This window comes from Streptomyces sp. NPDC017056, assembly GCF_044332485.1.
GTDB lineage: Bacteria > Actinomycetota > Actinomycetes > Streptomycetales > Streptomycetaceae > Streptomyces.
Map to the genome: position 1 here is coordinate 1 of NZ_JBIRPD010000034.1, position 21,718 is coordinate 21,718.

Annotated in this window: 20 protein-coding genes; 12 read left to right on the forward strand and 8 right to left on the reverse strand. The window is 68.9% G+C overall.

What is annotated here, in order from left to right; genetic code table 11:
- The first annotated feature begins 576 nt into the window (after window positions 1-576).
- From ACH4OW_RS37720 to ACH4OW_RS37730, 3 genes are all read left to right on the forward strand, one after another.
- Entirely contained in the window at window positions 577-699 is a 123-nt protein-coding gene (locus ACH4OW_RS37720; RefSeq protein ID WP_363134826.1) for a hypothetical protein, read from the forward strand.
- 99 nt (window positions 700-798) lie between these two features.
- Window positions 799-1,041: a hypothetical protein gene (locus tag ACH4OW_RS37725; protein ID WP_398033176.1), complete on the forward strand. Its 243-nt coding sequence runs from the start codon at window positions 799-801 to the stop codon at window positions 1,039-1,041.
- A gap of 101 nt (window positions 1,042-1,142) precedes the next feature.
- Complete coding sequence (locus ACH4OW_RS37730; RefSeq protein ID WP_398033179.1) at window positions 1,143-3,797, forward strand: Helicase associated domain protein; 2,655 nt, start codon at window positions 1,143-1,145, stop codon at window positions 3,795-3,797.
- 126 nt (window positions 3,798-3,923) lie between these two features.
- Here the strand turns inward: ACH4OW_RS37730 and ACH4OW_RS37735 are convergent, their stop codons facing one another.
- A complete protein-coding gene (locus ACH4OW_RS37735) occupies window positions 3,924-5,048 on the reverse strand; it encodes a hypothetical protein (protein WP_398033182.1) in 1,125 nt (374 codons plus the stop codon).
- A gap of 367 nt (window positions 5,049-5,415) precedes the next feature.
- Window positions 5,416-6,822: a hypothetical protein gene (locus ACH4OW_RS37740; protein ID WP_398033184.1), complete on the reverse strand. Its 1,407-nt coding sequence runs from the start codon at window positions 6,820-6,822 to the stop codon at window positions 5,416-5,418.
- A 105-nt stretch (window positions 6,823-6,927) separates the two neighbouring features.
- On the opposite strand from ACH4OW_RS37740, the gene ACH4OW_RS37745 reads away from it, so the two are divergent.
- Together ACH4OW_RS37745 and ACH4OW_RS37750 are read left to right on the forward strand one after the other, a co-directional pair.
- The gene (locus tag ACH4OW_RS37745) at window positions 6,928-7,167 is read left to right on the forward strand and encodes a hypothetical protein (RefSeq protein WP_398033187.1); all 240 of its coding nucleotides are present in this window, start codon (window positions 6,928-6,930) and stop codon (window positions 7,165-7,167) included.
- A gap of 134 nt (window positions 7,168-7,301) precedes the next feature.
- Entirely contained in the window at window positions 7,302-7,826 is a 525-nt protein-coding gene (locus ACH4OW_RS37750) for a hypothetical protein (RefSeq protein WP_398033188.1), read from the forward strand.
- A gap of 498 nt (window positions 7,827-8,324) precedes the next feature.
- Here the strand turns inward: ACH4OW_RS37750 and ACH4OW_RS37755 are convergent, their stop codons facing one another.
- The 6 genes from ACH4OW_RS37755 to ACH4OW_RS37780 form a co-directional block, all read right to left on the reverse strand.
- Entirely contained in the window at window positions 8,325-9,038 is a 714-nt protein-coding gene (locus ACH4OW_RS37755) for a hypothetical protein (RefSeq protein WP_398033189.1), read from the reverse strand.
- 56 nt (window positions 9,039-9,094) lie between these two features.
- Window positions 9,095-9,820, reverse strand: a complete 726-nt coding sequence (locus ACH4OW_RS37760; protein WP_398033191.1) for a hypothetical protein — start codon at window positions 9,818-9,820, stop codon at window positions 9,095-9,097.
- A 48-nt stretch (window positions 9,821-9,868) separates the two neighbouring features.
- Window positions 9,869-10,129 (reverse strand): hypothetical protein, encoded by a 261-nt coding sequence (locus ACH4OW_RS37765; protein WP_398033194.1) that lies wholly within the window; start codon window positions 10,127-10,129, stop codon window positions 9,869-9,871.
- Window positions 10,130-10,258: 129 nt separating this feature from the next.
- Window positions 10,259-10,819, reverse strand: a complete 561-nt coding sequence (locus tag ACH4OW_RS37770) for a DUF6262 family protein (protein WP_398033197.1) — start codon at window positions 10,817-10,819, stop codon at window positions 10,259-10,261.
- The gene (locus ACH4OW_RS37775) at window positions 10,816-13,302 is read right to left on the reverse strand and encodes a tyrosine-type recombinase/integrase (protein ID WP_398033200.1); all 2,487 of its coding nucleotides are present in this window, start codon (window positions 13,300-13,302) and stop codon (window positions 10,816-10,818) included. Before ACH4OW_RS37775 ends, ACH4OW_RS37770 begins: the two co-directional genes overlap by 4 nt.
- Window positions 13,303-13,313: 11 nt before the next feature.
- Complete coding sequence (locus ACH4OW_RS37780) at window positions 13,314-14,471, reverse strand: tyrosine-type recombinase/integrase (RefSeq protein ID WP_398033203.1); 1,158 nt, start codon at window positions 14,469-14,471, stop codon at window positions 13,314-13,316.
- Window positions 14,472-14,612: 141 nt separating this feature from the next.
- Here ACH4OW_RS37780 and ACH4OW_RS37785 point away from each other — a divergent pair, with 141 nt between their 5' ends.
- From ACH4OW_RS37785 to ACH4OW_RS37815, 7 genes are all read left to right on the forward strand, one after another.
- Window positions 14,613-15,653 (forward strand): helicase associated domain-containing protein, encoded by a 1,041-nt coding sequence (locus tag ACH4OW_RS37785; protein WP_398033205.1) that lies wholly within the window; start codon window positions 14,613-14,615, stop codon window positions 15,651-15,653.
- A complete protein-coding gene (locus tag ACH4OW_RS37790) occupies window positions 15,650-16,132 on the forward strand; it encodes a hypothetical protein (protein WP_398033207.1) in 483 nt (160 codons plus the stop codon). Before ACH4OW_RS37785 ends, ACH4OW_RS37790 begins: the two co-directional genes overlap by 4 nt.
- A 46-nt stretch (window positions 16,133-16,178) precedes the next feature.
- Complete coding sequence (locus ACH4OW_RS37795) at window positions 16,179-16,313, forward strand: hypothetical protein (RefSeq protein WP_398033210.1); 135 nt, start codon at window positions 16,179-16,181, stop codon at window positions 16,311-16,313.
- A 250-nt stretch (window positions 16,314-16,563) separates the two neighbouring features.
- Window positions 16,564-17,397: a TnsA-like heteromeric transposase endonuclease subunit gene (locus tag ACH4OW_RS37800; RefSeq protein WP_398033212.1), complete on the forward strand. Its 834-nt coding sequence runs from the start codon at window positions 16,564-16,566 to the stop codon at window positions 17,395-17,397.
- Window positions 17,398-17,402: 5 nt separating this feature from the next.
- Window positions 17,403-19,541 (forward strand): Mu transposase C-terminal domain-containing protein, encoded by a 2,139-nt coding sequence (locus tag ACH4OW_RS37805; RefSeq protein ID WP_398033215.1) that lies wholly within the window; start codon window positions 17,403-17,405, stop codon window positions 19,539-19,541.
- A 116-nt stretch (window positions 19,542-19,657) separates the two neighbouring features.
- A complete protein-coding gene (locus tag ACH4OW_RS37810) occupies window positions 19,658-20,647 on the forward strand; it encodes an ATP-binding protein (RefSeq protein ID WP_398033217.1) in 990 nt (329 codons plus the stop codon).
- On the forward strand, window positions 20,644-21,030 hold the full coding sequence (locus ACH4OW_RS37815; RefSeq protein ID WP_398033220.1) for a TniQ family protein: 387 nt from the start codon (window positions 20,644-20,646) through the stop codon (window positions 21,028-21,030). Before ACH4OW_RS37810 ends, ACH4OW_RS37815 begins: the two co-directional genes overlap by 4 nt.
- The last annotated feature ends 688 nt before the right edge of the window (window positions 21,031-21,718 follow it).

Genomic DNA, 21,718 nt, shown 5'->3' on the forward strand with positions numbered 1-21,718 from the left:
CCCGCGGAGCGGGTACCACATCGCTGCGCGATGTGCAAGCGAACACCCGCGCTGCGCGCGGGTGTTGCGCTCCCGCTCCGCGGGAGCGCTGGCGGGACGCTCCGCGTCCCGCTCACTAAGCCCGCTTCGCGGGCTTAGTGACGCTCCGTCCGCTGCGCTTCCGGAGCTGCGGGGCTTCGCCTCGCTGACCCTGGGCTTCGCCTCACTCCGCCCTGGGCCGGCGGGTCCGCTGCGCTCCCCCGCCTCAAGGTCCTTACGGCTACGCCTCCAGGACCCAGAGGCCCGCTTGCGCGGGCCTGGCTGGCTACGCGGAGCGGGTGTCGCTCATTCGTGTCGGGTTCTGGTGCAGTGGCTGCCTCAGATAGATGCAGCATGTATTGTTGGCAGAAATCTGGGACACCCGCCAGTCACTCGGGAATCTCCCAAGTTCCGAGAGGATGGCCAGATGACCGGTCACTACGAAGCTACCGGACCAGATCCCACGCTGGGCAGCGATTCGATGCGCCGGGTGACGCAGTATCAGACGGCGGGTGTGAACGACCGGTTGAGACTGTTCGCGCTCCTGGAGCTCCGGGCGTGCCCGCGAGCGAGGCGGACAACCTGGTGGCCGGGGCGCAGTGCGAGGTGGTGGAGCTGGACGGCATGGCGCCGGCTTCTCGGGGTGTGCTGTGTTCGCGGACGGCGGGGACGAAGGCGTGATGGCGGTGAGCGAGGCCCTGGGGGCATCGCGGGCCGGGACTGGCCACGGCGCGGCGCCGGTCGGGCGGGGCGGCTGAGCTGGCCGTACATTTCGCGGACGTGAGGCAGCGTGAACGGGCGGACATGGTGCGGCTGGAGGGGTTCGTCCGGGAGTCCGTGCTGCCGCGCGCCCATCCGCACACCACGGCGCGGCGCCAGGTTCTGGAGGTGCTGGGCGAGGCCGGCGGTCTGTGTACGGCGCGGACGGTGAACAGCGACGAGGTCTACATCCTCTGCACGCACGGTGTCGGGCATTACGACCCGGACGACCAACCGCCCTTCAAGGACGGGAGGCCCGGCTGACACAGGGCGGGTGCGTCGATCTGGAACGGATCGGGTGCCGCCTGCATTCCACACGCGGCCATCGAAGGACCATAGAAATAGGAATCGGGGAGGGCTTGGAAATGATTTTGATTCCGCTCAAGGAACACCAGGTCGACCAGAAATTGCGCTTTCGTAACTGGGTCGGATTTCCTACAAGATCCTTTGTGCCTCCGGAGGGGGCGCGTGCCATGGGGGTGTCCGCGACCGGGTCCGGTAAGACGATCACCACCGCTGCGTGCGCTCTGGAGTACTTCCCGGAGGGGCGGATCCTCGTCATGGTGCCCACGCTGGACCTGATCGTGCAGAGTGCCCAGTCCTGGCGGCGGGTCGGGCACCGGGCGCCGATGGTCGCGGTCTGCTCGGTGGACAAGGACGAAGTCCTGGAGCAGCTCGGAGTGCGCACCACCACCAACCCGATCCAGCTCGCCCTGTGGGCCGGCACCGGGCCGGTGGTCGTATTCGCCACGTACGCCTCTCTCGTGGACCGCGAGGACCCCGCCGACGTCACTGGTCGCCGGACTGTCCCTGGGCCGTTGGAATCGGCTCTGGCGGGCGGGGAGCGACTGTACGGGCAGCGGATGGCTCCGTTTGACTTGGCCATTCTGGACGAGGGGCACATGACGGCCGGAGACATGGGGCGGCCGTGGGCGGCGATCCACGACAACAGCCGGATCTCTGTCGACTTCCGGCTCTACCTGACCGCCACCCCGCGCATCCTCGCCGCGCCCCGGCCGCAGCGCGGGCGGGACGGGCGAGAGGTGGTCATCGCGTCGATGGAGGACGACTCCAGCACCTACGGCACCCGGATTTTTGATCTTGGGCTGGCGGAGGCGGTGGAACGCTCGATCCTCGCGGGGTTCGAGATCGACGTGCTGGAGATCCGCGACCCAGATCCGGTCCTGGGCCTGTCCGAGGACGCGCTGCGTGGCCGGCGCATGGCCCTGCTCCAGGCGGCGCTGCTGGAGCATGCGGCGCAGCAGAATCTGCACACCACCATGGTGTTCCACCAGCGGGTGGAGGAGGCGGCGGCGTTCGCCGAGCAGATGCCGCACACGGCCGCCGAACTGTATACCACCGAGGCCTCCGCGGCGGCGCTGGTAGGTGCGGAGGAGCTGCCCGCGTCGTCGATCGACGCCGAGCTGTACGAGCTGGAGGAGGGCCGTCACGTGCCTGCGGACCGGGTGTGGGCGGACTGGCTGTGCGGGGACCATCCCATCGCGCACCGGCGTGCGGTGATCCAGCGGTTCGCCAACGGCATCAACGCCCAGAACCGGCGGGTGCACCGGGCGTTCCTGTCCTCCGTACGCGCTCTCGGGGTCGGGGTCGACATCGCCGGCCTGCGCGGGGTCGAGGCCGTGTGCATCGTCGGGTCGCGCAGCTCCCAGGTGGACGTCGTCCAGAACATCGGACGTGCCCTGCGCCCCAACCCGGACGGCACGACCAAGACCGCGCGGATCATCATCCCCGTCTTCCTCCAGCCCGGGGAGGACCCGAAGGACATGGTCGCCTCGGCCAGCTACCAGCCCCTGGTCGACATCCTCCAAGCCCTGCGCTCGCACTCCGAGCGCATGGTCGACCAGCTCGCCTCCCGCGCCCTGACCCGCGGTACCGAACGGCGGCGTATCCACGTCCGGCCCGCCGCCGCGGCCGACCCGGAGAACGGGGACATGCCCGAGGAGAGCAGCGAGGCGCAGCAGGAGGTCGACCGGGTCACTGCGGTCGTGGTCAACTTCGCCTCCCCCCGCGATGCCGCCGACATCGCGGCCCTGACCCGCTGCCGTGTCATCCGTCCCCAGTCCCTGGTCTGGCTCGAGGGCTACCAGGCCCTCATCCGGTGGCGCACCGAGAACGGGATCACCAGCCTGCACGCCGTGCCCTATGACGTCGAGACCGCGGTCGGCGTCACGAAGGACTACCCCCTGGGCCGGTGGGTGCACCAGCAGCGCCGCGCGCACCGCGCAGGTGAACTCGACCCCCACCGCAAAGAGCTCCTCGACGAGGCCGGGATGGTGTGGGAGCCGGGCGACGAAGCATGGGAGAACAAACTCGCCGCACTCCGCTCCTACCGGCGCGCCCACGGGCACCTCGCACCCCGCCAGGACGCGGTGTGGGGCGAGGGCGAGGCAATGGTGCCCATCGGGCAGCACCTGGCCAACCTCCGCCGCACAGGCGGTCTCGGCAAGGACCCAGAACGAGCCGCGGAGCGGGCGGCGCAGCTGGCCACGATCGACCCGGACTGGAACTGCCCCTGGCCGCTCGACTGGCAGCGGCACTACCGCGTCCTGGCCGACCTCGTCGACGCCGACGGCCCCACCGTCCTGACCGAAATCCAGCCCGGCGTGACCTTCGACGGCGACGACCTCGGACGATGGCTGAAGCGGCAGACCAACGCATGGGCTGAACTGTCAGAGGAACAGCAACGGCGGCTGACCGAACTGGGCGTCAAACCCGCCGAGCGGCCCGCTGCGGCCCCGACAGCCAAAAGCGCCGGGAAGACGGCCGAGAAGGCCGCAGCGGCCTTCCAACGCGGCCTCGCGGCCCTTGCCCAGTGGGTCGAGCGGGAAGGCAATCGGCCGGTACCGCGCGGTCACGCCGAAAAGGTCTCGGTCGACGGCGACACGGAGCCGGTGATCGTGAAGCTGGGCGTATGGGTATCGAACACCAAATCGAGGCGGGGCAAACTCACCCAGGAGCAGATGAATGCGCTGCGGGAACTGGGGGTGGACTGGGCCTGACTCGGTCTGGCGCTGAGCCGCAGCGCGCGATAGCCCGGGCCGCAATGACCTGGGCTGTCGAGCTTGTACCCGCTCCGGCTTTGGAGGTGACGGCAGCTTGTATGGCTTCCTCGTGGGGGGCGGAGCTTATGGAGCCAGCAACTGGTCGAAGAACCCGCTCAGCATGAGCTTGGCAGCCTGCCGATCCACGAACTCGGCTCCGCCAAACCGGTACACCTCGTACCCCTGAAGACGAATCCGCCGATCTTCTCGGACCATGTCGGCGTATAGGTCGGGTGCGGCCTTCCCCTCACGCGAGTAGTGCTCCTTCCCGTCCAGCTCGAGAACGTATCGGCGACCGCCGGGAGCGAGCATCAGGAAGTCCATCCGCTGCCGCGTCAGCACCTTGCCTTCCGCTCGTTGGTTCCGCTGATGTTGCGCCAAGGGGTCGTAATGGAGATAGACCTGTGGCAACAGAGCAGGACAGTCGCCGAAGCCTCGCTGCATCGCGTGATCCCAGTAGGTGTTGAACAACAGCTGCTCCGGGGCGTTGAGTGCCCCCCTCAGCCGCTTCAGAAGCGCCTGCAGCCTGAGGTGCTCAGACATCCCGTACATGCCGTCCTGGAGGTGCCACCACTTGCTGAGTTCGCTCCAGGTGAGGCCCGAGGCTCCCACTGGACGGTCATACAGCAGGCAGTGGTCCTTGTTCTTCGTGATCTCGATGACACCACCTGCGACGTCCCTCCAGACGATCTCTGGCTTCAGCTCGGCGGCGAAGATGAGGTTGCGCAGCTCGCCGCGCAGCCCTCGCAAGCCTCCGGTGAAGGTGGTCTGCTCGCGTCGTTCCAGCGCTGCGCGTGCTGGGGCAAAGACCCTGGTCAGGTCAGTAATGAGGCCATTCTTGTGCTCCATCCGGAACGAGTAGTAGCCCTGCTTGTCGTGAAAGGGGACCTCGAACTCGATACCGAGGCGGCGCAGAACGGCCTTGAGACACCGTATGACCGCTCCCGTCTCCGAGTTGTCCATCAGTCCGTCGTGCTCAGGGGCCTGGGGCAAGTCGTCGATCAGCAGGTCGATGAGAGCGTACGCAGCCTCTTCGTCACCGCCGGCGGCCGGGGCGGTGCGAAGCTCGTTGATGGCCGCGCGGTTCAACCTCGTGTATGAGTAGTTGTCACGCTGGACAGTTTCAAAGAAGAGTTCCTGCGGCACCCTGTCCCCCTCAGCCCTCGTCCGGCAGAGCCCGAACGCCGGAATGATGATCTCGCAGGCCACTGACATCGAGCAGGAACTTTCGAAGGCTTTGCGTTGCGGTGGCAGGCACAGATCGACGGCACCTGTGGCAGGTCCGGCTCTCTGCGTGTGTCAGCCGAGGCAGACCCTGGCTTCGGTACTAGCACGCCTGTCAGGGCCGGTGCTCCCGCTCAAAGATCGGACCGTTCGCCTGGGCGCTGCACCTGGTCGCCACGCCCTGACCTTGATCACCAGGTACGTGAGGCCGGTACCGTGCGCAGGGTCGCCAGATCGATCCGGTGCTGGTGGTGAAGTCGGCATCCACGTCGCCCCCCGTCCCAACCTCTCTCCCGCCGATAGCCACCCTGCGGTCGTCAGCGGCGTCGTGACCAGAACCGTGAGACCCATATCAGCCTCGGGCTGACAGCGGCACTCGAGATGGACCGGCGGGTGGGCGGTCAATGAGTTTGGTGAAGAAGCCGGCGAGCAGCGGCTGGGCGCGGTCCCGGTCGCGGAGTTCGTCGTGGCCGAAGCGGAACACCTCGTAGCCGCGGAACTTCAGGTCGCGGTCCCCGGCCATGGTCGCAGCGTATTTCGCGCTGTCGGGTTCGGTCCCTTCGTTGCGGGTGTAGTGCTGCATGCCGTCGACTTCCAGCACCACTCGCCGGTTTCCCGGGAGCAGCATGAGGAAGTCCATCCGCAGGTTCTGCATGGCATGCGCGCCGCGTTGGCGAAGGTTCTTGGGGTCCCAGTGCAGCCAGATCTCCGGCAGGAGGGCGGGCACGTCGTTCAAGCGGTCCCGGTTGGCGTGGTGATAGTGCCAGAACAGATTCTTCTGTCCTGGGGAGTTTGGTGGCAGAGAAGCCTCCATGCGGCTGTAGAGGGTTCGCGCCGCCTGCTCCTGATCAGTGATATCCCGGGTTTCCTGCCACCAGTCCAGAAGGTCTCGCCAGAGCAGTCCCTCCTTGCCGACGGGGCGGTCGTAGACCAGCACCTCGTCGGCGCGCTCGGCTACCTCGATGTCGTTGTCGAGGGCGCTGGTGAAGCGGATGTCGGGCTTGCCCAGGGTGGCGAAGATGAGGTTGCGCGGTCGGCGTGCGGTACCGCGGCCATGCTCGACAAGCTGGAAGTGGGGGTAGCCGTCTACTTCTCCGTGCTGGCTCAGTTGGGCGCCGGCGAGGTTCAGGTGCCGGTTAGCCATCTCGACGAAGCGGCGCTGCGCCGGCTCGTCGGGTAGAACGGCGGGGGATGCCAGGTCCTCGAGGAAGTGTCCGAAGCGAGGGTGCGGTGCTTCGAAGGCACCAAGCTGCTCGAAGAACTGCTCGGTCGTCCAGTCGTCCGGGAACCGAATCACGTGGCGCTCGATCTGGCTGCGCAGGCTGTTTGTCGGGGTGGTCCACCCGCCGAGTGGATCGTTGTCCAGGTGCCACAGTCGGCCCAGCAGGCTCATGAAGCGGTCCGGGTAGCCGAGGTGGTCGGACAGGTCGAGGTCTCTGGCCAGCTCGCGCCTGGTCCGGCCCGGGATGTGCACGTGGTGGCGGCCGATCCATAGAACATCCTGCAGCGCCATCCGCTCGGCCTGGTCGAGCTCCTCCTGCTCAAGAACCGCTGCGGCGACATCCGGCAGGCGGTCGTCGGGGCAGGCTTTCAGGCCGGCTACCAGGCGCTCGTGCTTGGTACTGCCCTCGCTGGGCTCGGGAAGGCCGAGGCGCTCGCACAGCGCCGGCAGTTCCTTCTCGGTGTAGCGCCTGTACAGCGTGAGGAGCACGCCGTCGATCAGCCTCCGCAACAGCGCGATGTCTATCTGGTCCCCCATCCCATGATGATGGGGGACGCCCAGACACGATTCCACATGTCCGCTCACCTTGCCTGGCATCCGAATTCGCAGTGCGCTCCCGCACCGCCCTCTACCTTGATGGGCATGTCGCACGAATCGATTCACGAGCACCTGCTGATATCGGCCCGAAAGTGGGCACGTACGGCTGTCGACGCGTACCTGGAGGAGCCCATCGACCAGGACTTCGCCGTGCACCACATGGCGGTCGCGGTGGAACACGCGTCCAAGGCGTACCTGGCGTCTATCGCTCCTGTGCTCCTCGCGTCGGAGAAGCAGCCGAGCGTGGACGACCTCCTGGTCCTGAGCGGCAACGAAGACAAGTAAAGAAGGGCCGCGCCGGCCTCAAGACCATCGGCGGTGAAGGGGCCATCCTCAGGGCAGCGCAACTCCTCGGCCCCGAGCACAAGACGCCTGCCAAGCTCAAGGAACTGCGGGAGTCCCGCAACGGCATCACCCACATGGGGTGGGGCCAACCCGTCACCGAGTGCCGCGAACTCCTAGCCGCGGGCATCGAGCACATCAACGCGCTCCTGAAGGCCCTGTCGACAGAACCCGACGGATTCTGGGGGCCTCACCTCGAAGCCTGCACCGCACTGGTGGCCCAGGCCACCAGCGAGATGGAGATCCGGTACCACGCGAAACTCCGCCAAGCCCGCGAGCGCTTCGCCGAGACCACCCGACGCCTGTCCGAAACCGAGATCGCCGAACTCGTCAGCAGTCTCTCCGCGCTGCCGACGGCCGCCCCGTGGCCGCTGTCCGCACCCGCGGAATGCCCCGCATGCGGCCACACCGGCTTCGCAAGCGGCCGGGACAAATCTGGAGAGTACGGCGAGGTCTGGTTCCTCCCCCGGCACTTCGGGTGCCGCGTGTGCGGGCTCAGACTCACGCAGTGGGAACTTGACCTTGCGGGGATCAAGGGCCAGATACTCAACGACGACGAAAAGCCCGACCTTTACTGGGAATCCGACTTCGAGGCGTACTGAGGGAGCAGGCTGAGGCTCCTCCGCGGTCCACCCCCATTCGCCGAGGAACTCGGACAGTACGCGGCGCGGCTGTTCCTCGCGGGCAAACTACTGGGCGAGGACGTCGCGGTCGGCGTACGGGGCGACGGCGGTCAGGACCATGCTGGAGTTCGGCCGGCTCCAGCGCCTCCACCTGCCACTGCACCGGGCGCTCAATGTCGAAACCGGCGGGCAAAGGCCGGCCACCCCGGGTCGCCGCGCTTGCCCTCGGTTAGGGGCAGCTCGTACGCGTAGATCTGGTCGTAGGTCAGCAGCACCCGCTCCGTCGCAGGACGATGTCGGCGAGCGCCCGGGGGCCGCTGTCTTTCGGCAGCTGGTCGGCGCGACGGCGACCTCGGCCGGGACGGCGCGAGTCCCCGCCGCAGGTGAGCATGCAGTCACCAGCTCCAGGTCCGTGTCAGCAAGGGTATGAATGCCGAAACGCAGGAGGTAAGGGCGTTCCGTGCCGCGCACTACGGGTCAGCGTTGAGGCCACCAACGGTGGCGCGGGCGGGTGGGAAAGCTGACCGGTGCACTACGGCGGTGGGGGGCGATGACGTGGACCGGCGAGTAGTCGCCGACAGTGATGTTGATCGTCTGCACCGCTTGGTGCACCTGGCCCACCGTGGGCTCCTGCTCTCCCGGTTCCATGGTGGCACGCAGTTCGGCAACGAACTCCAGCAGCCGGTTGCGTACCTGTTCGAGGATGTCGTGGAGAGCCGAGGCGTGAACCGACCAGTAGATTCTCTCCACCACCACCCCGTGGCCGGAACGCTCGCTGGTCATCAGGCGGGCCAGTTCTGCACTGCCGGGTATGCCCAGTTTGAGCGGTGCGTGGGGGTCCTGACCCGCTATCAGGTTCTGGATCTTGCCGACACTGAACGTGACGGGCAGCTGCTCGGATATCAGGTCGTGGGCGATGTCGGGGAGATCGAGAGCACTGATGGTCTCGTTGCGTCCCTGCCAGAATCGGGAGTGGGAGTCCGCCTGCAGGGGTGCGGAGATCGTCCGGTAGGTGGGCAGCGGCGCGTCGGGGCTGGGGTAGCCCTGCAGTTCGTTGCGTGCCCAGGAGCGCAAGGGCTCGGAGAACGCGCGGCCGCCCAGGACGATCACGAGCCGCAGAAGTTGCTGAATGGGAACCGACGCGTCCAAGACATCCTGCTCGAACTTGTCCAGGGGCGGTTGCTTGGGCATGCGGACTACTCGCTTCTTGCTTCTTGCGTGGGGGACGGACAGGACGCCAAGACCTGTTACCGAGGGAGTTCCAGTGGGGCGCCGGCCGGGACGGTGGCGGTGGCGTCCTGTTCCGCGTAGGCGACCGGTGCGCTCACGGTCACGGGAGAGTTATCCCCGACGGTGATGTGGATGCTGGTGAAGGCACGCTGGACCTGCTCAGACGTCGGCTCTTCCTGCCCGTTCGGCAGGGCAGAGCGCAGTTCGGCGACGAATTCAGTGAGCCGTGTGCGTATCTGGTCGAGGATGCCTTCCAAGGTTGCCGTACTGACGGACCAGTACACCGACGTGACGGCCAAGGTGGGATTGCCCTGCCGCTGACGCTGGTCATGGCTCATTAGCCGGGCAACCTGCGCCATGTTCGCCCCCGCGAGTCGGATGTGCTCCCCTTCCCTGGAGCCTGCGGTCACCTGGATCTCGTGGACGCCCCAGGTGATCGTGATCTCGTTCCCGACGCCCTCCACTGTTTCGGGCAGGTCCCGGGGGCTGATCTCCTGCCCCTTGAAGTGGCCGTTCCCCGCGAGCACGTCGGCCTTCAGTTGCGCCGGGACCTTCCGGTATTCCGGCACCTCTCCCACAGCGTCGCTGTATCCCTTCAGCTCCTGTTGGGCCCATGTGCGCAGAGAGGCGGAGGAGGCGTGCGCACCCATGATCAGAACTTGGCGCAGGATCGAAGCGAGCGCGACTGAGTCGTCCAAGACGTCGCGCTCAAGACGCGCCAGCCTGCTGAGGGATTGGTTCACGAAGGCTCCCTGGTCGGAAGAGTGCGCGTGGAACTCATGTCGGAGGGTTCAGGTCATCTCGAGGATGGCGACGACCGCGGCGACCACAGCAGCAATCGAGCCGACGGCCGTCCAGACGACGGCTGAGCGGTGCCACCACGGCGGGGCGGGGGCAGGTTGCGCCGTCGGATTGATGCTGGTGCTGGCAGTACCTCCTTGCTCGGCATAAGAGAAGGGCGCCGAAACGTTGACCGGAGAGTGGTCTCCTCCCGTGATGTCAATGCGCTGTCCGGTCCCCGAGCGGGACGGCGAAGACGAGGGATCAGCCATGGGTTCAGAATCGGAGGTCATACCGCCTCATTCCAACGACATCAGTTCGCCGGACCGTAGCAGCCGCCACTGACATTGCTGCTTGAACTCAAGGCAGCAGTCCGTACATGGCGCGAGGTACCCAGTCTTTCAAGGGCTTCTGTTCTCTTCTCGGATCATGCGTCGGAGGCTGGTGCGTGCCGCGCCCAGGTCTGCCTCGAGGCTCGTCACCTGGCTGTGGAGCGCGTGATTGTCTTCGGTTGCCTGACGGAGCGCGTCCTGGAGTCGCTGGTTGTCTCGGGCGAGGTGGTCGACGCGTTCAGTCAGGTCCTTGGTGCCGAGGCCGTCGAGTTGCTGTCCGAGCTGGTTCCGGAGCCCCTGCCGCATCCGCTCCTTCTCCTCCCGAAGGTCTCGGACCTCCTGCCTGGCCAGCTCGAGTTCCGTGCGCAGCGTCGCGTTGGGGGTTCGGGTGTCTGCGGGGCGCGTGGCCTTGGGCTGCTGGCGTTGCTGGGCGGCTTCGATGTGTTCGCGGATGCCTTCGGTGTAGGTGAGCCAGGTGGAGACACCGGCGGTGCGGGCGACCGCGGTATGCGTGATCTTTTTGCCCTGTTGTTCCAGAGTGGTGAGGGCGGCGAGGGCGCGCTGGCGTTTGTCGAGGCTGTCGCGGCGGCGGGCCTGGACGAGGGTGTGCGCGTTGCCGTGGGGGTTCATGCCGGGTTCGTCCTCGTGATCACGGTGAGGGGCAGGAGGGTGTGGGTGCCGGCGCGGGCTTTGCGCAGGATGGCGCTGGCTTCTTCGATCTCCTGGCGTTCGGCGTCGGGGAGGGCTGCGAGTTGGCGGCGCATGCGGTCGGTGACCTGCTCGTAGGCGCTGATCTGGGCAGTGAGGGCGGTGGGGACAAATTCGGCGGCGTCCATGGCCTGGGCTGTTTCGCGGTCGGCGCGTAGTTCGTTGATGTGCTGTTCGATCGCTGTGAGGTAGGAGGGGTCGGGGCGGTAGTAGCCGCAGCCTGCGCATTGGAAGCGGATGGGGCAGGAGCTGCCGCCGGCTTTGACGTTGCTGGGTTCGGTGCAGCCGCCGTAGGGGACGGCGACGGAGCGCAGCTCGTATGCGGAATCGGAGCAGGGGCTGGGTCGGCCGTGGTTGTCGACGACGTGTGCGGAGAGTTTGGTGACGGCGTCGCGTTTTCGTTTGAGGGAGACGGTGTAGTAGCGCTGGGTGGTGCTGACGGATTTGTGGTCCATCAGTTCGCGCAGGACGTCGAGGGGGGTTCCGGCGTCTGCGTGGCGTTGTGCGTAGGAGTGGCGGAAGGCGTAGGCGTAGATGAGGGCACGGTCGAAGGGCAGTGGGTTGCCGTGCAGGTCGGCGCCTTCGTCGTGGAGGTGGGGGATGGAGTCGACCCAGTGGCGCAGGGTTTCGCCGAGGTAGCTGGTGTGCAGGTAGGGGCGGGTGGCGAGGTGGGTCAGGGCGGGGAAGAGGAAGTCTGCACCGGCTGCCGGGAGGGTGGGCTGGAGCTGGTCGCGTCGGGCTCTCCAGGTGCGGATGGCTTCGGCGGTGGATGCGGTGATGGGCAAGCGTCGGCGGTACCGGCGGGTCTTGTGGTTGTTCCAGATCAGGGAGATCTGATCGTTGCGGGTCTCCAGGCAGTCCAGGGACAGGGAGAGGACTTCAAGGGGGCGTCGCCCGGTGTCCCTGAGCAGGATGTAGAGAGTGCGGTACATCAGTTGCAGGTCTGCGGGGGCGAGGGTGCGCTGGCCTCGGGCCTTGCCCTGCCCGAGGAGGTCGAGGTGGGCGTCGAGCTGGCGGATCACCGGCTCGGGGATGGCTTTGCCGATTTCTCCCTCGTTGGCTTCCTCTTGTGCGATGCGGTGGGTGGTGGGGTCGCGGACGAAGGCGGCTGAGAGGTTTTCGGTGGTCCCGGAGCGCCGGCTGTAGTCGATCAGGGCGAAAAAGTGGCTCGCGATGGACATCCGGTAGTTCCAGCCGACGGGTTCGCCGTCCAGTTTGAGCGCGGTGCGGAACGCCTCGACCACCGCGGTGACGTCGTCGTAGCGCAGCCGTGCGGGGTCGTCGGTGCCCGGGCGGGGTGCGAGGGCCCGGGAAGCGAGCTCCACCCCACGCAGCGTGCGGCCGAACTCGTCCGCTCCGGGGCGCTGCTGGATCGTCCAGGTCCGCAGCAGATCGCGCAGCCACCGCTGCTGGATCGTGCGCAGGTCGACGGTCTTGGGAGTTCTGATGCCCGCTGGTGTGCGGGACCCCTGGCCCAGTGCACGCAGGTCAAGGATGTCGTCCTGGGCCGGTGCTGTTCCGGTGTACTCGGCGTGGGCGGCCTGGACCGCGGTGCGGACGCGGGTGAGGAGCCTGAGGACGGCGACGGTGGAGCGCGGGCACATCTGCTCGTCGGTGACGGCGCTGACGAGTGTGGTACTCCCGGCCAGGTCGCGGACCATGCGGCGGACCTGAGCGGGCTCGAAGACCCGCAGCCACGGTTCTGCCTGCTGCAGGCCGTAGAGGACCTCAAGGCGCAGCGGCTCAGGCAGAGGGAGAAGACTGAACTGGTGCGGGGCGAGGTACGGGGGCTGCTGCGCAGCCCACGGGGCTACCAGGGCGTCGGGGCGGGAGCGGCGGTGTTCGCGGAAGCGCTGCGCGTGGTGGCGGCACAGGCCCCGGCCGTAGAGGCCCGGCAGCGGGCAGGCGGGTGCCGGGCATGCGGGGATGTCGGTGTAGGGGGCTGCGGTGTCTTCCCACCGTCCGGGGAGTTTGCGGCGGGTGTGGGTCTTCCACTGAGTGTAGTGCGTGAGGCACAGCTGCTTGCAGTGGCGTGGGCGGACACAGCGCTGCCCCTCCTTGCTGAAGCCGCACTGGTCCGGTACCCCGCCGAAGGTCACCCGGTTGCGTTCGGGCACGAAGGTGCGGGCGAACTCGTCGGCCGGCTGGGGCGATGTCTTCTGTTGCTCCCTGCAGAAGGGGCAGAAGATTCCTGCCGGGGAGACCACCGTGTCACACGCCTCCGTGCGGCACAGCGACACCGAGCTGCGAGGCTCATGGACGCTACCGGTGAACAGCCAGCAGTCCGGCCGCCACTCGGTGGGCCGCCAGGCGGGGTCCAGGCGGGCCACTAGCCACGGCCCCCATCCCTCCAGGTGGGAGTCCGGCGAGATGGCGGCGCGCGGTGCGGGCACCAGTGCAGTCATGGACGGGAGGCTCACGGGCGTTCCCTCACAGATTCGACGTACTCGACGGCGGCGCGTGCCTCGGCGTCGTCGACATGGCGATAGCGCTCCATCGACAGTGGTGAAGCGTGGCCCAGCAGCCGCTGCACCACATCCCGGTCCACTCCGTCGCGCAGCCAGCGCGTCGCTGCCGAGTGACGCAGCATGTGCGGGCGGCACGCATGCCCCGCGGTACGGGCCAGGCGGTCGAACATCTCCTTGGTGTTCGGGTACGACATGGCACCGCCCAGCGGCGGGCGGAACAGGTTCACGAAGACCATCTCCGACTCCGCGGCCTGGGCCACCCGGTCCCGCTCGTCCTGGTAGTCCGTGTACAGCGCCACCAGGTCGGCGGTGACCGGCACCATGCGGGAGAAGCGGGACTTCGCCAGAGCCCGGTTGGGGTTGTCGGTGCGGCGGCGGACATGCACGTGCGGGCCCTCGATCCCGCAGCCCACCGCGCGTGAAGAGGTCAGCAGGTGCATGTCGCCACGGTGCAGACCGAGCGCCTCGCCGATCCGCAGACCGGTACAGGCCAGCAGCGCCACCAGGAAGCGGTCCCGCGCTCTCGGGGCGGTGGCGATCATGTGGCGGATCTGTTCGTCGCTGAGGTCCTCGTAGCCCGGCTCAGCGATCCTGAAGCGGAACGAGGCCGCCTGTACCTCGCGCCTCTGGCCGGACTCGCCTGCGTCGTAGCCGGGTGGAGTGAAGCGCAGCAGCTTCGGCTCCGACAGCAGGGCGGTCGTGGAGGCCGGCACCCAGCCATGCGTAGCACCGAAGCGTAGAAACTCCGCCACCGCTGTCATCACCGCGTTCGCCGTCGCCCGAGATCGGAACCGGGCCAGCCCCGGCTGGGCCCTGCTGCTGCGGGACGGCAAGGGCGCCTCGACGAGCCACTGCTGCAGCCCGGCAAGCCCGAGAAAGCCCGGCGTCACCCAGTCCAGTCGCCGCATCAGGCAGTAGTTCAGGTAGAGAGCGACTCTGCCGGCGTAGACCCGCTCGGTATTCGGTGAGCAGTCCCGGGCCCGCAGCGAAGCAAGATAGGCCACCGCCTCGTTCTGCAGACCGTAGGTCCGGGAATCGACCACCACCCACCGGCTCACGCCCGTTGCCGGAGAGACAGCCCGCTCACCCACGTAGATCCGTTCCACGTGCCGAACGTAACCACCACTCCCCCACCCTCACCCCGGGATCGTCACGCAACCATTCCCCCAGGTGACAACCCAAACAAACATCCCTCACACTTCAACCACCCCTAGATAAAGGGCCTGCGGGCTCATGATGAAGAGGCCGTGGAATTGCTGGCCATTCCGCAGGAGCCGCAGAAGGACGTTGCGCAGCCGTCCGTGAATATCGGTACGGAGCCGGAAGAAGGCAAGGACGAAGCCCGTCTGCTGCTGCGTTTCGCGGCTCCGAGGGATCCAGTGATAGTCGCGGACTGGGTGTCCTTCAACGTGATCGACACCGAGCGGCAGGACTGGGCCCGCGGCTGGGCGAAGCTGAAGGCATACGTCGAGCGGGTCGGCAACGCCCGGGTTCCGTACGGACACCGGGAGGGGGCAACACCCCTTGGGCAGTGGGTGGCAGAACAGCGACGGGCGTACGGGGCCGGGCAGATGACTGGCCTGCGCGCGAGGCGACTGGAGAAGCTGGGGATGGTCTGGAGCCTCGCGGATGAGCGGTTCCAGGAGAACCTGGAAGCGGCGAAGGCGTACTACGACGAGCACTGGACGCTGTGCGCGCCCCGGTCCGCGACGATGCTGGACCGGCCGATCGGGCAGTGGCTGTCCAACCTGCGCCGCCCCGGCGCCCTGGAGGGCCACCCCGAGTGGGAGACGGCGCTCGAGGAGGTCGACGAGGACTGGAGCCCGGACTGGTCGGCGGAGTGGCAGCGGCACTACGCCGCGGTGCGCGAGATGCTCGTGGAGGAGAGCGTGTCGGCGTACGTGGAGCCGGGCGTCACCGTGCACGGGATGGACGTCGGCCGGTGGCTGGCCAAGCAGCGGCAGCACGCGGCGTGGCAGGCCCTGACGGACGGCCAGCGCGAGCGCCTGGAGCAGCTCGGGGTCCGGCCGCTGCCCCCAGAGCAGGAAGCGCCCGCGAAGCCGTCCAAAGGTGCCTCCGACGCCTTCGCGCGGGGTGTTGCGGCCCTGGCCCAGTACAAGGACCGCACGGGCTCCGTGACGGTCCCCAGAGCCCACGTAGAGCGGCTGGAGGACGGCACCGAGGTCAAGCTCGGGGTGTTCCTGTCCAACGCCAAGGCCAGGCGCGCCAAACTCACCGCCGACAAGCTGCAGCAGTTGGCCGAGCTCGGACTGGAGTGGGCAGCATGAGCACCGGGCAGCACGACGCGGACGCGTACGGCCAGGAGTTGGCCGGCATCAGCCATCATCAGCACGAGGCCACGGCGGCGCGGTTCACCGTCTTCCAGGCCCTGGCCGCCGCCGGCATCGCGGACGACCAGGCCGACGACATCGTCTCGAAGCTGGAGGCTGGCGCGGTGGCCGGCGCCCACACCTGGATCTCCGGGAGCAGCGCCCCGCACGGCTCCGAGCCGCGGTTCGAGGACGGCTGGCACGCCGGTGTCCGCGACGTCGCCAGCCACCTGCTGCGCATCGCCGACACCACCGCCACCGTGCAGCGCGGGCGCGCCGCGTCCAGCGCCCTGTTGGCCGTACACCTTCAGCAGCCCGCCTCCCCCCGCCCCGCAGAAGGCTTCGGTAGAGGACCCGGGCTCAGCTCCGGCGCTGGACGCGACGGACGTCCTGGCGGCCGCGGAACGCTTCCCGTGGGCCCTGGCCGCACCGGGTGAGCGGCACTGGCCGGACGGGGAGTTCCTAGGCGTCGCGCTGAGCGCGGTGCGCACCGAGGAACGCCAGGGGTACACCGAGCGCCTGGAGGCGTTCGTGGAGCAGCACCGCGCCCGCCTGGAGGAGCTGCTGCGGGCGTACGGGCGGGCAGCAGGCCCGCCTCGCGCGGCCGGTACGCGCTGATCGGGCAGCCCGAGACCCTGGGCCTGGAGCGGATGGAGGCCAACCCGTTCGGTCTGCGCGGCCAGTGGGAGAAAGAGCTGGAGACCGTCTTCCTGGACGACCTCGAGTTCGCGTGGGGGCCACGCATCCGCCTCAGCCGGTGAACAGCCATGAACGAGCAGTGGGGCCAACAACACACCGGCCACCCATTCGGGTGATGGATGTTGAGGTATCCCTCCCCACGGAGGAGGGAGGGAGTTGGCTGTCCGGCGTGGAACAGCGGGGAGACGGCACGCGTTCGCAGCAGGCTGCCGCAGGGGGCAACGGTGCGGGAATCGAAGCCGCTTTCGCCACGGCCGCCGGGCAGGTGACGCAGTTGCCGTGGGATCAGGCGGCGGCGTCGGTGCGGTTCGAGGACCTCGCGCCAGTATCCGCGTTTCCGGTCGTTCCGGGCCGCCGGTGGGGGCCGGGCTGGTGGTGGTCGGCGACCACCGGACGGCACGTCGTACACGGTTCGGCAGCGATGCGCACCCAGCTGATGCTCCTGGACCGGGACCCGGACGTGACCAGCCTGTCCGCTCGTCCGGTACGGCTGCTGTGGCGGGACACGGCCAACGGGCGGGTGCGCTCGTGGGTGCCTCAGCTGTTCGCCCGCCACACGGACGGCACCGGCCTCCTCGCCGACTGTCCCTCCAGCCCGAGCGCCGGTGGAGACAGGGTGCAGCGGGCACGGGTGGTCCTGGAGGCGGCGTGCGCGCGCGTGGGCTGGTCTTACCGGCGTCTCGTGCCACCTCCAGCGGTGGTGGCGGCGAACCTGCGAGGGCTGGCCGGCTACCGCCACCCCCGCTATCAGGGACCGCCCGGGATGCGGGCCGCGCTGGCCGAAGCGTTCGCCGGTCCCCGGCCGCTCACCGACGGCGTAGCCGCGGTGGGCGATTCCTTGCAGGTCCTACCAGCCGCCTATCACGCGCTGTGGTGCGGGTATCTGACAGCGTCTCTCGATGAGCCGCTGCACGAGCGGGCGCTGGTCTGCGCTGACGGAGACCGTGGACGGGGCGTCGATGGGCGGATGAGCAATGCCGGCGGCGATCCGGAGAGAGGTTGAGCTCAGTGGGCGGCACACACGGTAAGAGCCGGCGGCCGGTGGTGGAGGTCGGCGCGCACGTCGTCTACCGGGGGCAGACCTGGCAGGTCGCCGCGCTGCAGGGTCAGCGGGTCTACCTGCTGCAGGAGGACGGTGCCGAAGCGAGCCTGCTGCTGGGGCGGTTGTTCGCCGACCCGGGCTTCGAAGTGGTGGGTGCGCGGGCGCCGGACGCGGTGCCGCAGTGGGGGCTGTTCGAGACCGTTCCGCTGGCGGCCCAGCAGCGGGCGCTGGCGTGGCTGCCGCACATCCGGGAGGTGGAGACGGGGTGGCCGCACCCTGACCGCGGCCGTGACGGTCAGGCGATGCGGGCGGAGTACGACCCGGAGCGGTGGACGCTGGCGCAGCGGGATGCGGCCAAGGCGAAGGAGCTGGCGGCGCTCGGCTTCGCGCGGGTGACGCGTACGACGGTGGAGCGGATGCGGCACGCCTACCACAAGCAGGGCTTGTGGGGGCTGGTCGACAAGCGTGCGGTGCCGGCCCGTGGACGACATCCGACGGGGTATGCCGACGAGCGGGTCGTGGCCGCGGTGCTGGAGGCGCTGCGGCGCCAGCGGGGCCGGTCGAAGGGGACGGTGAAGGGGCTACAGGTATTGGTCGGGCAGGTCCTGGAGGACACGCACGGACGCGGGGTGGTGGAGATGCCGTCGCGCTCGACGTTCTACCGGCTGGTGAGCGTGCTGGCTGACCCGGCCGACCGTCCGGGACGCCCGGCGCGTACCGCCACCGCGCCCACCCGCACCACGTCGGCAGCACCGGTGGTGCTGCGGCCCGGGGAGCAGGTGCAGATCGACACCACCCGTCTGGACATCATGGCCGTCCTCGAGGACGGCAGCCTGGGCCGGCCGGAGCTGACCGTCGCCGTCGACGTCGCCACCCGCTCCATCCTGGCCGCCGTCCTGCGCCCGCACAGCACCAAAGCCGTCGACGCCGCCCTGCTCCTGGCCGAGATGGCTGTTCCGTATCCCGCCCGCCCCACCTGGCCCGCAGCGCTGCATCTGTCGCGGGCCGAAGCGCCCTATGAGCGGATGCTGTCGCTGGACGAACGCCTGGAAGGCGCGGCCGCACGGCCGGTGGTCGTGCCCGAGACGATCGTCGTCGACCGCGGGAAGATCTACCTTTCGCAGGGCTTCGTCGCCGCCTGCGAGACGCTCGGGGTGAGCGTCCAGCCCGCTCCTCCGAGGCGTCCGCAGGCCAAGGCCGTGGTGGAACGGACCTTCGGCTCGATCAACGATCTGTTCTGCCAGCACGCCGCCGGCCACACCGGATCCAATCCCCAGCGCCGCGGCTTGGCGACGGCGGCCGAGACTCGGTGGACGATCCCTCAGCTGCAGGACTTCCTCGACGAATGGATCACCTGCGGCTGGCAGAACCGGCGCCACGACGGGCTGCGCCACACCACCCCGAACCAGATGTGGGCCGCACTGATCACCGTCAGCGGCCACGTGCCGGTGCCGCTGAGCGGGGCCGACTACCTCGAACTGCTGCCCGTGCGCTGGCAGCCCATCACCGAACGCGGCATCCGCCTCGACTACCGAACCTACAACCACGACATCCTCGACCCCCACCGCGGCCAGCGCTCCCCCGTCGCGGCCAGGGACGGCAAGTGGGAGGTCCACCACAACCCCCACGACGCCCGCCAGATCTTCGTCCGCCTCACCGACGGCCAGCTCCACGAAATCCCCTGGGTCCACCACGACCACGTCCACCAGCCCTTCAACGACGCTCTCTGGCGTCATATCCAGACCGAGGTCGAACAACGCGCAGACCGCGAGACGCACGAAGCCGACCTCGCCGACGCCCTCGACCAGCTCCTGCGCCGCACCCGCAGCCCCGCCGGTACGGAACACGAAGCCAGCCCTCGCAAACGATCTCGCGCCCGCAGTACGGCCGTGCAGCTGCCCGACCTGCCCGGGCAGCGGCGCCCCCTCGCAGCAGAGACCGCACCAGCCCCGGAACCGGACTGGAGCGAAAGCCTGGACGACCTCACCAGTACCGACCCGGCCACGGAGCCGGGCACTGGCGATCCGGAAGGCACAAGCGCGGCACCGGCCGAGACAGGCGGCTACGGGCTGTGGGACGCCGAAGCGGAAGCCGAGCAGTGGTGAACCCCTCGCCGGGCACGAGCGATGCACCGGCCCGCAGGTCCCCACGGGCGGCGGACCGGTCTCCCGGGGGCGCGGCAAGCACCACCGATGACACCCCTGATCCGCAGCAGCGATCGGTGACCACCTGGGACGGCTTCCATGCCTTCGTCACCACTCCCGTGGCCGCTCCTCCCCCACCCGGCGCGCCGCCTCGCAGCCTCGCCGAACGCCTGGCCTACCACTCACGGTTCGTCACCGTGCGCACCCCCGCCATCGACGCACTCGCCAAGAACGTGCGCACCCTGATGATCCTCGGCCGCCACCAGGCCGTCACCGCACGGCCGTCCCTCATCGTCACCGGATCCGCCGGCGCCGGGAAAACCACCGCCCTGCTCCAGGTCGGACGCGCCTGCCACCTCGCCCACACCCGCCGCCACGGCGCTGCGGCCACAGCCGGACAGGCCCCGGTCGCCTACGTCCTGGTTCCGCCCGCCGCCAGCGCCAAGACCCTCGCCATCGAATTCGCCCGCTACCTCGGCATCCCCGTCACCGCCGGCATGTCCCAGGCCCAGATCACAGGCGCCGTCTGCCACACCTACACCGCCGCGGGCGTGCAACTGGTGATGATCGACGAGATCCACCGGCTCAACCCCCGCACCACCACCGGCGCCCAGAGCGCCGACCTGCTCAAAGACCTCAGCGAACGCATCGGCGCCACCTTCGTCTACGCCGGCATCGACGTCACCGCCACCCCCTGTTCACCGGCGTTCGTGCGAGGAGCCCAGCTCGCCGGCCGCGCCTCCCTCATCGACTGCGCCGCCTTCCCCGCCCGCCTCGGCGACCAAGAGCCCTTCCGCGACCTCATCACCGCCATGGAAGGCGCGCTCGACCTGCGCCACCACCGGCCCGGAACCCTCCCCCGGCTGGCCCCCTACCTCCACGAGCGCACCGCCGGCCGCATCGGCAGCCTCGCCCGCCTCATCCGCCAGGCCGCCATCACCGCCCTGGTCGACGGCACCGAACGCATCACCAAAACCACCCTCGACGCCATCCGCCTCGACCACCTCGCCGAACAGTACTACCAACCCCGCACCCGGCCCCGGATCCGGAATACCAGCACCCCGTGAGCCGGACAGACATCACCGACCGTGCCGCGGCCGCAGCCATCCCCGCGCAGCAGCGCGGCGTTCTCACCACGCAGGCATGGCTGCAGATCCCGTCAGCCGCACCGGGCGTGCTCCGCTTACGGCCACTGCCCGGCGAAGCGACCGCCTCCTATGCGCAACGCCTCGCCACTGCCTACCGGCTGACGCTGCCCCAGCTCCTCGACGGCGCCGGCATCACCCTTCACCGCCACGGCGCCCCACCAGTGGCCGAACTCCACCTCAACCACAACGCGGCCCAGCACCTCGCCGGCCTGACCCGCACACCACTGCCCCACCTGACGCGCGCCCTGCCCCGGCTCGTCCCCGACGACGACGCCCACCACACCGCTGCCACCGCGTGCTGAAAACGGCTCAACGCCGGGCAGCAGCCCGTCCGCGCCTGCACCCTGTGCACCCGCCACCGTAGCCAGAACGCCACCGGCACCGCCTGGGTCCACCCGGCACCACACCGGCTGGTGTGCCCGCGCCACCAGCAAGCCGCCCCCGACCCGCGGCTCACCTCCACCGTCCGCACCTGGGCCGCGCCGGAGCTTGTCACCGCGCACCACACCCACCAGCACCTCCTACGACACCCACGTGCCACCACCGCCTGGACCGCAGCGCGCGCCATCACCACCCGCTGGTACGACCACCAGCAACACCTCACCCACCGCTGGCACACCCGCCTGACCCGGCTCAGCTCCACCAACCCCCACCTCACCACCACCAGCAGCGCCTCCCCCGCCCTACTGACCCGCGACCTGGTCACCTACCCCGAAACCGTTGCCCTCGCCCGCGCACTCGCCACCCTGCCGAAACGGCCCCATCGCACCACCGACGACGCCCTCAGCCTCATCGCCCAGCGACTCGGGCTGCCCCGTCTGGCCAGCAACGCCAACGAGCCCCCCCCGGGCCTTCCTCATCCACACACGCCACTGACCAGCACCATCCGGGACCCCAGGCTCCCAGAGAGCGCAGCCTCCGATAGACGCGCCACCACACCTACGAGAAACCCAAGATCAATCCCACACAACTACCGGACCACAGACCAAC

What these genes read in the sequence shown, in the direction of transcription:
- ACH4OW_RS37730 (WP_398033179.1), top strand. Translation starts at nt 1,143, where the DNA reads ATGATTTTGATTCCGCTCAAGGAACACCAGGTCGACCAGAAATTGCGC.
- ACH4OW_RS37740 (WP_398033184.1), bottom strand. Translation starts at nt 6,822, where the DNA reads ATGGGGGACCAGATAGACATCGCGCTGTTGCGGAGGCTGATCGACGGC.
- ACH4OW_RS37745 (WP_398033187.1), top strand. Translation starts at nt 6,928, where the DNA reads ATGTCGCACGAATCGATTCACGAGCACCTGCTGATATCGGCCCGAAAG.
- ACH4OW_RS37750 (WP_398033188.1), top strand. Translation starts at nt 7,302, where the DNA reads ATGGGGTGGGGCCAACCCGTCACCGAGTGCCGCGAACTCCTAGCCGCG.
- ACH4OW_RS37755 (WP_398033189.1), bottom strand. Translation starts at nt 9,038, where the DNA reads ATGCCCAAGCAACCGCCCCTGGACAAGTTCGAGCAGGATGTCTTGGAC.
- ACH4OW_RS37765 (WP_398033194.1), bottom strand. Translation starts at nt 10,129, where the DNA reads ATGGCTGATCCCTCGTCTTCGCCGTCCCGCTCGGGGACCGGACAGCGC.
- ACH4OW_RS37770 (WP_398033197.1), bottom strand. Translation starts at nt 10,819, where the DNA reads ATGAACCCCCACGGCAACGCGCACACCCTCGTCCAGGCCCGCCGCCGC.
- ACH4OW_RS37775 (WP_398033200.1), bottom strand. Translation starts at nt 13,302, where the DNA reads ATGACTGCACTGGTGCCCGCACCGCGCGCCGCCATCTCGCCGGACTCC.
- ACH4OW_RS37790 (WP_398033207.1), top strand. Translation starts at nt 15,650, where the DNA reads ATGAGCACCGGGCAGCACGACGCGGACGCGTACGGCCAGGAGTTGGCC.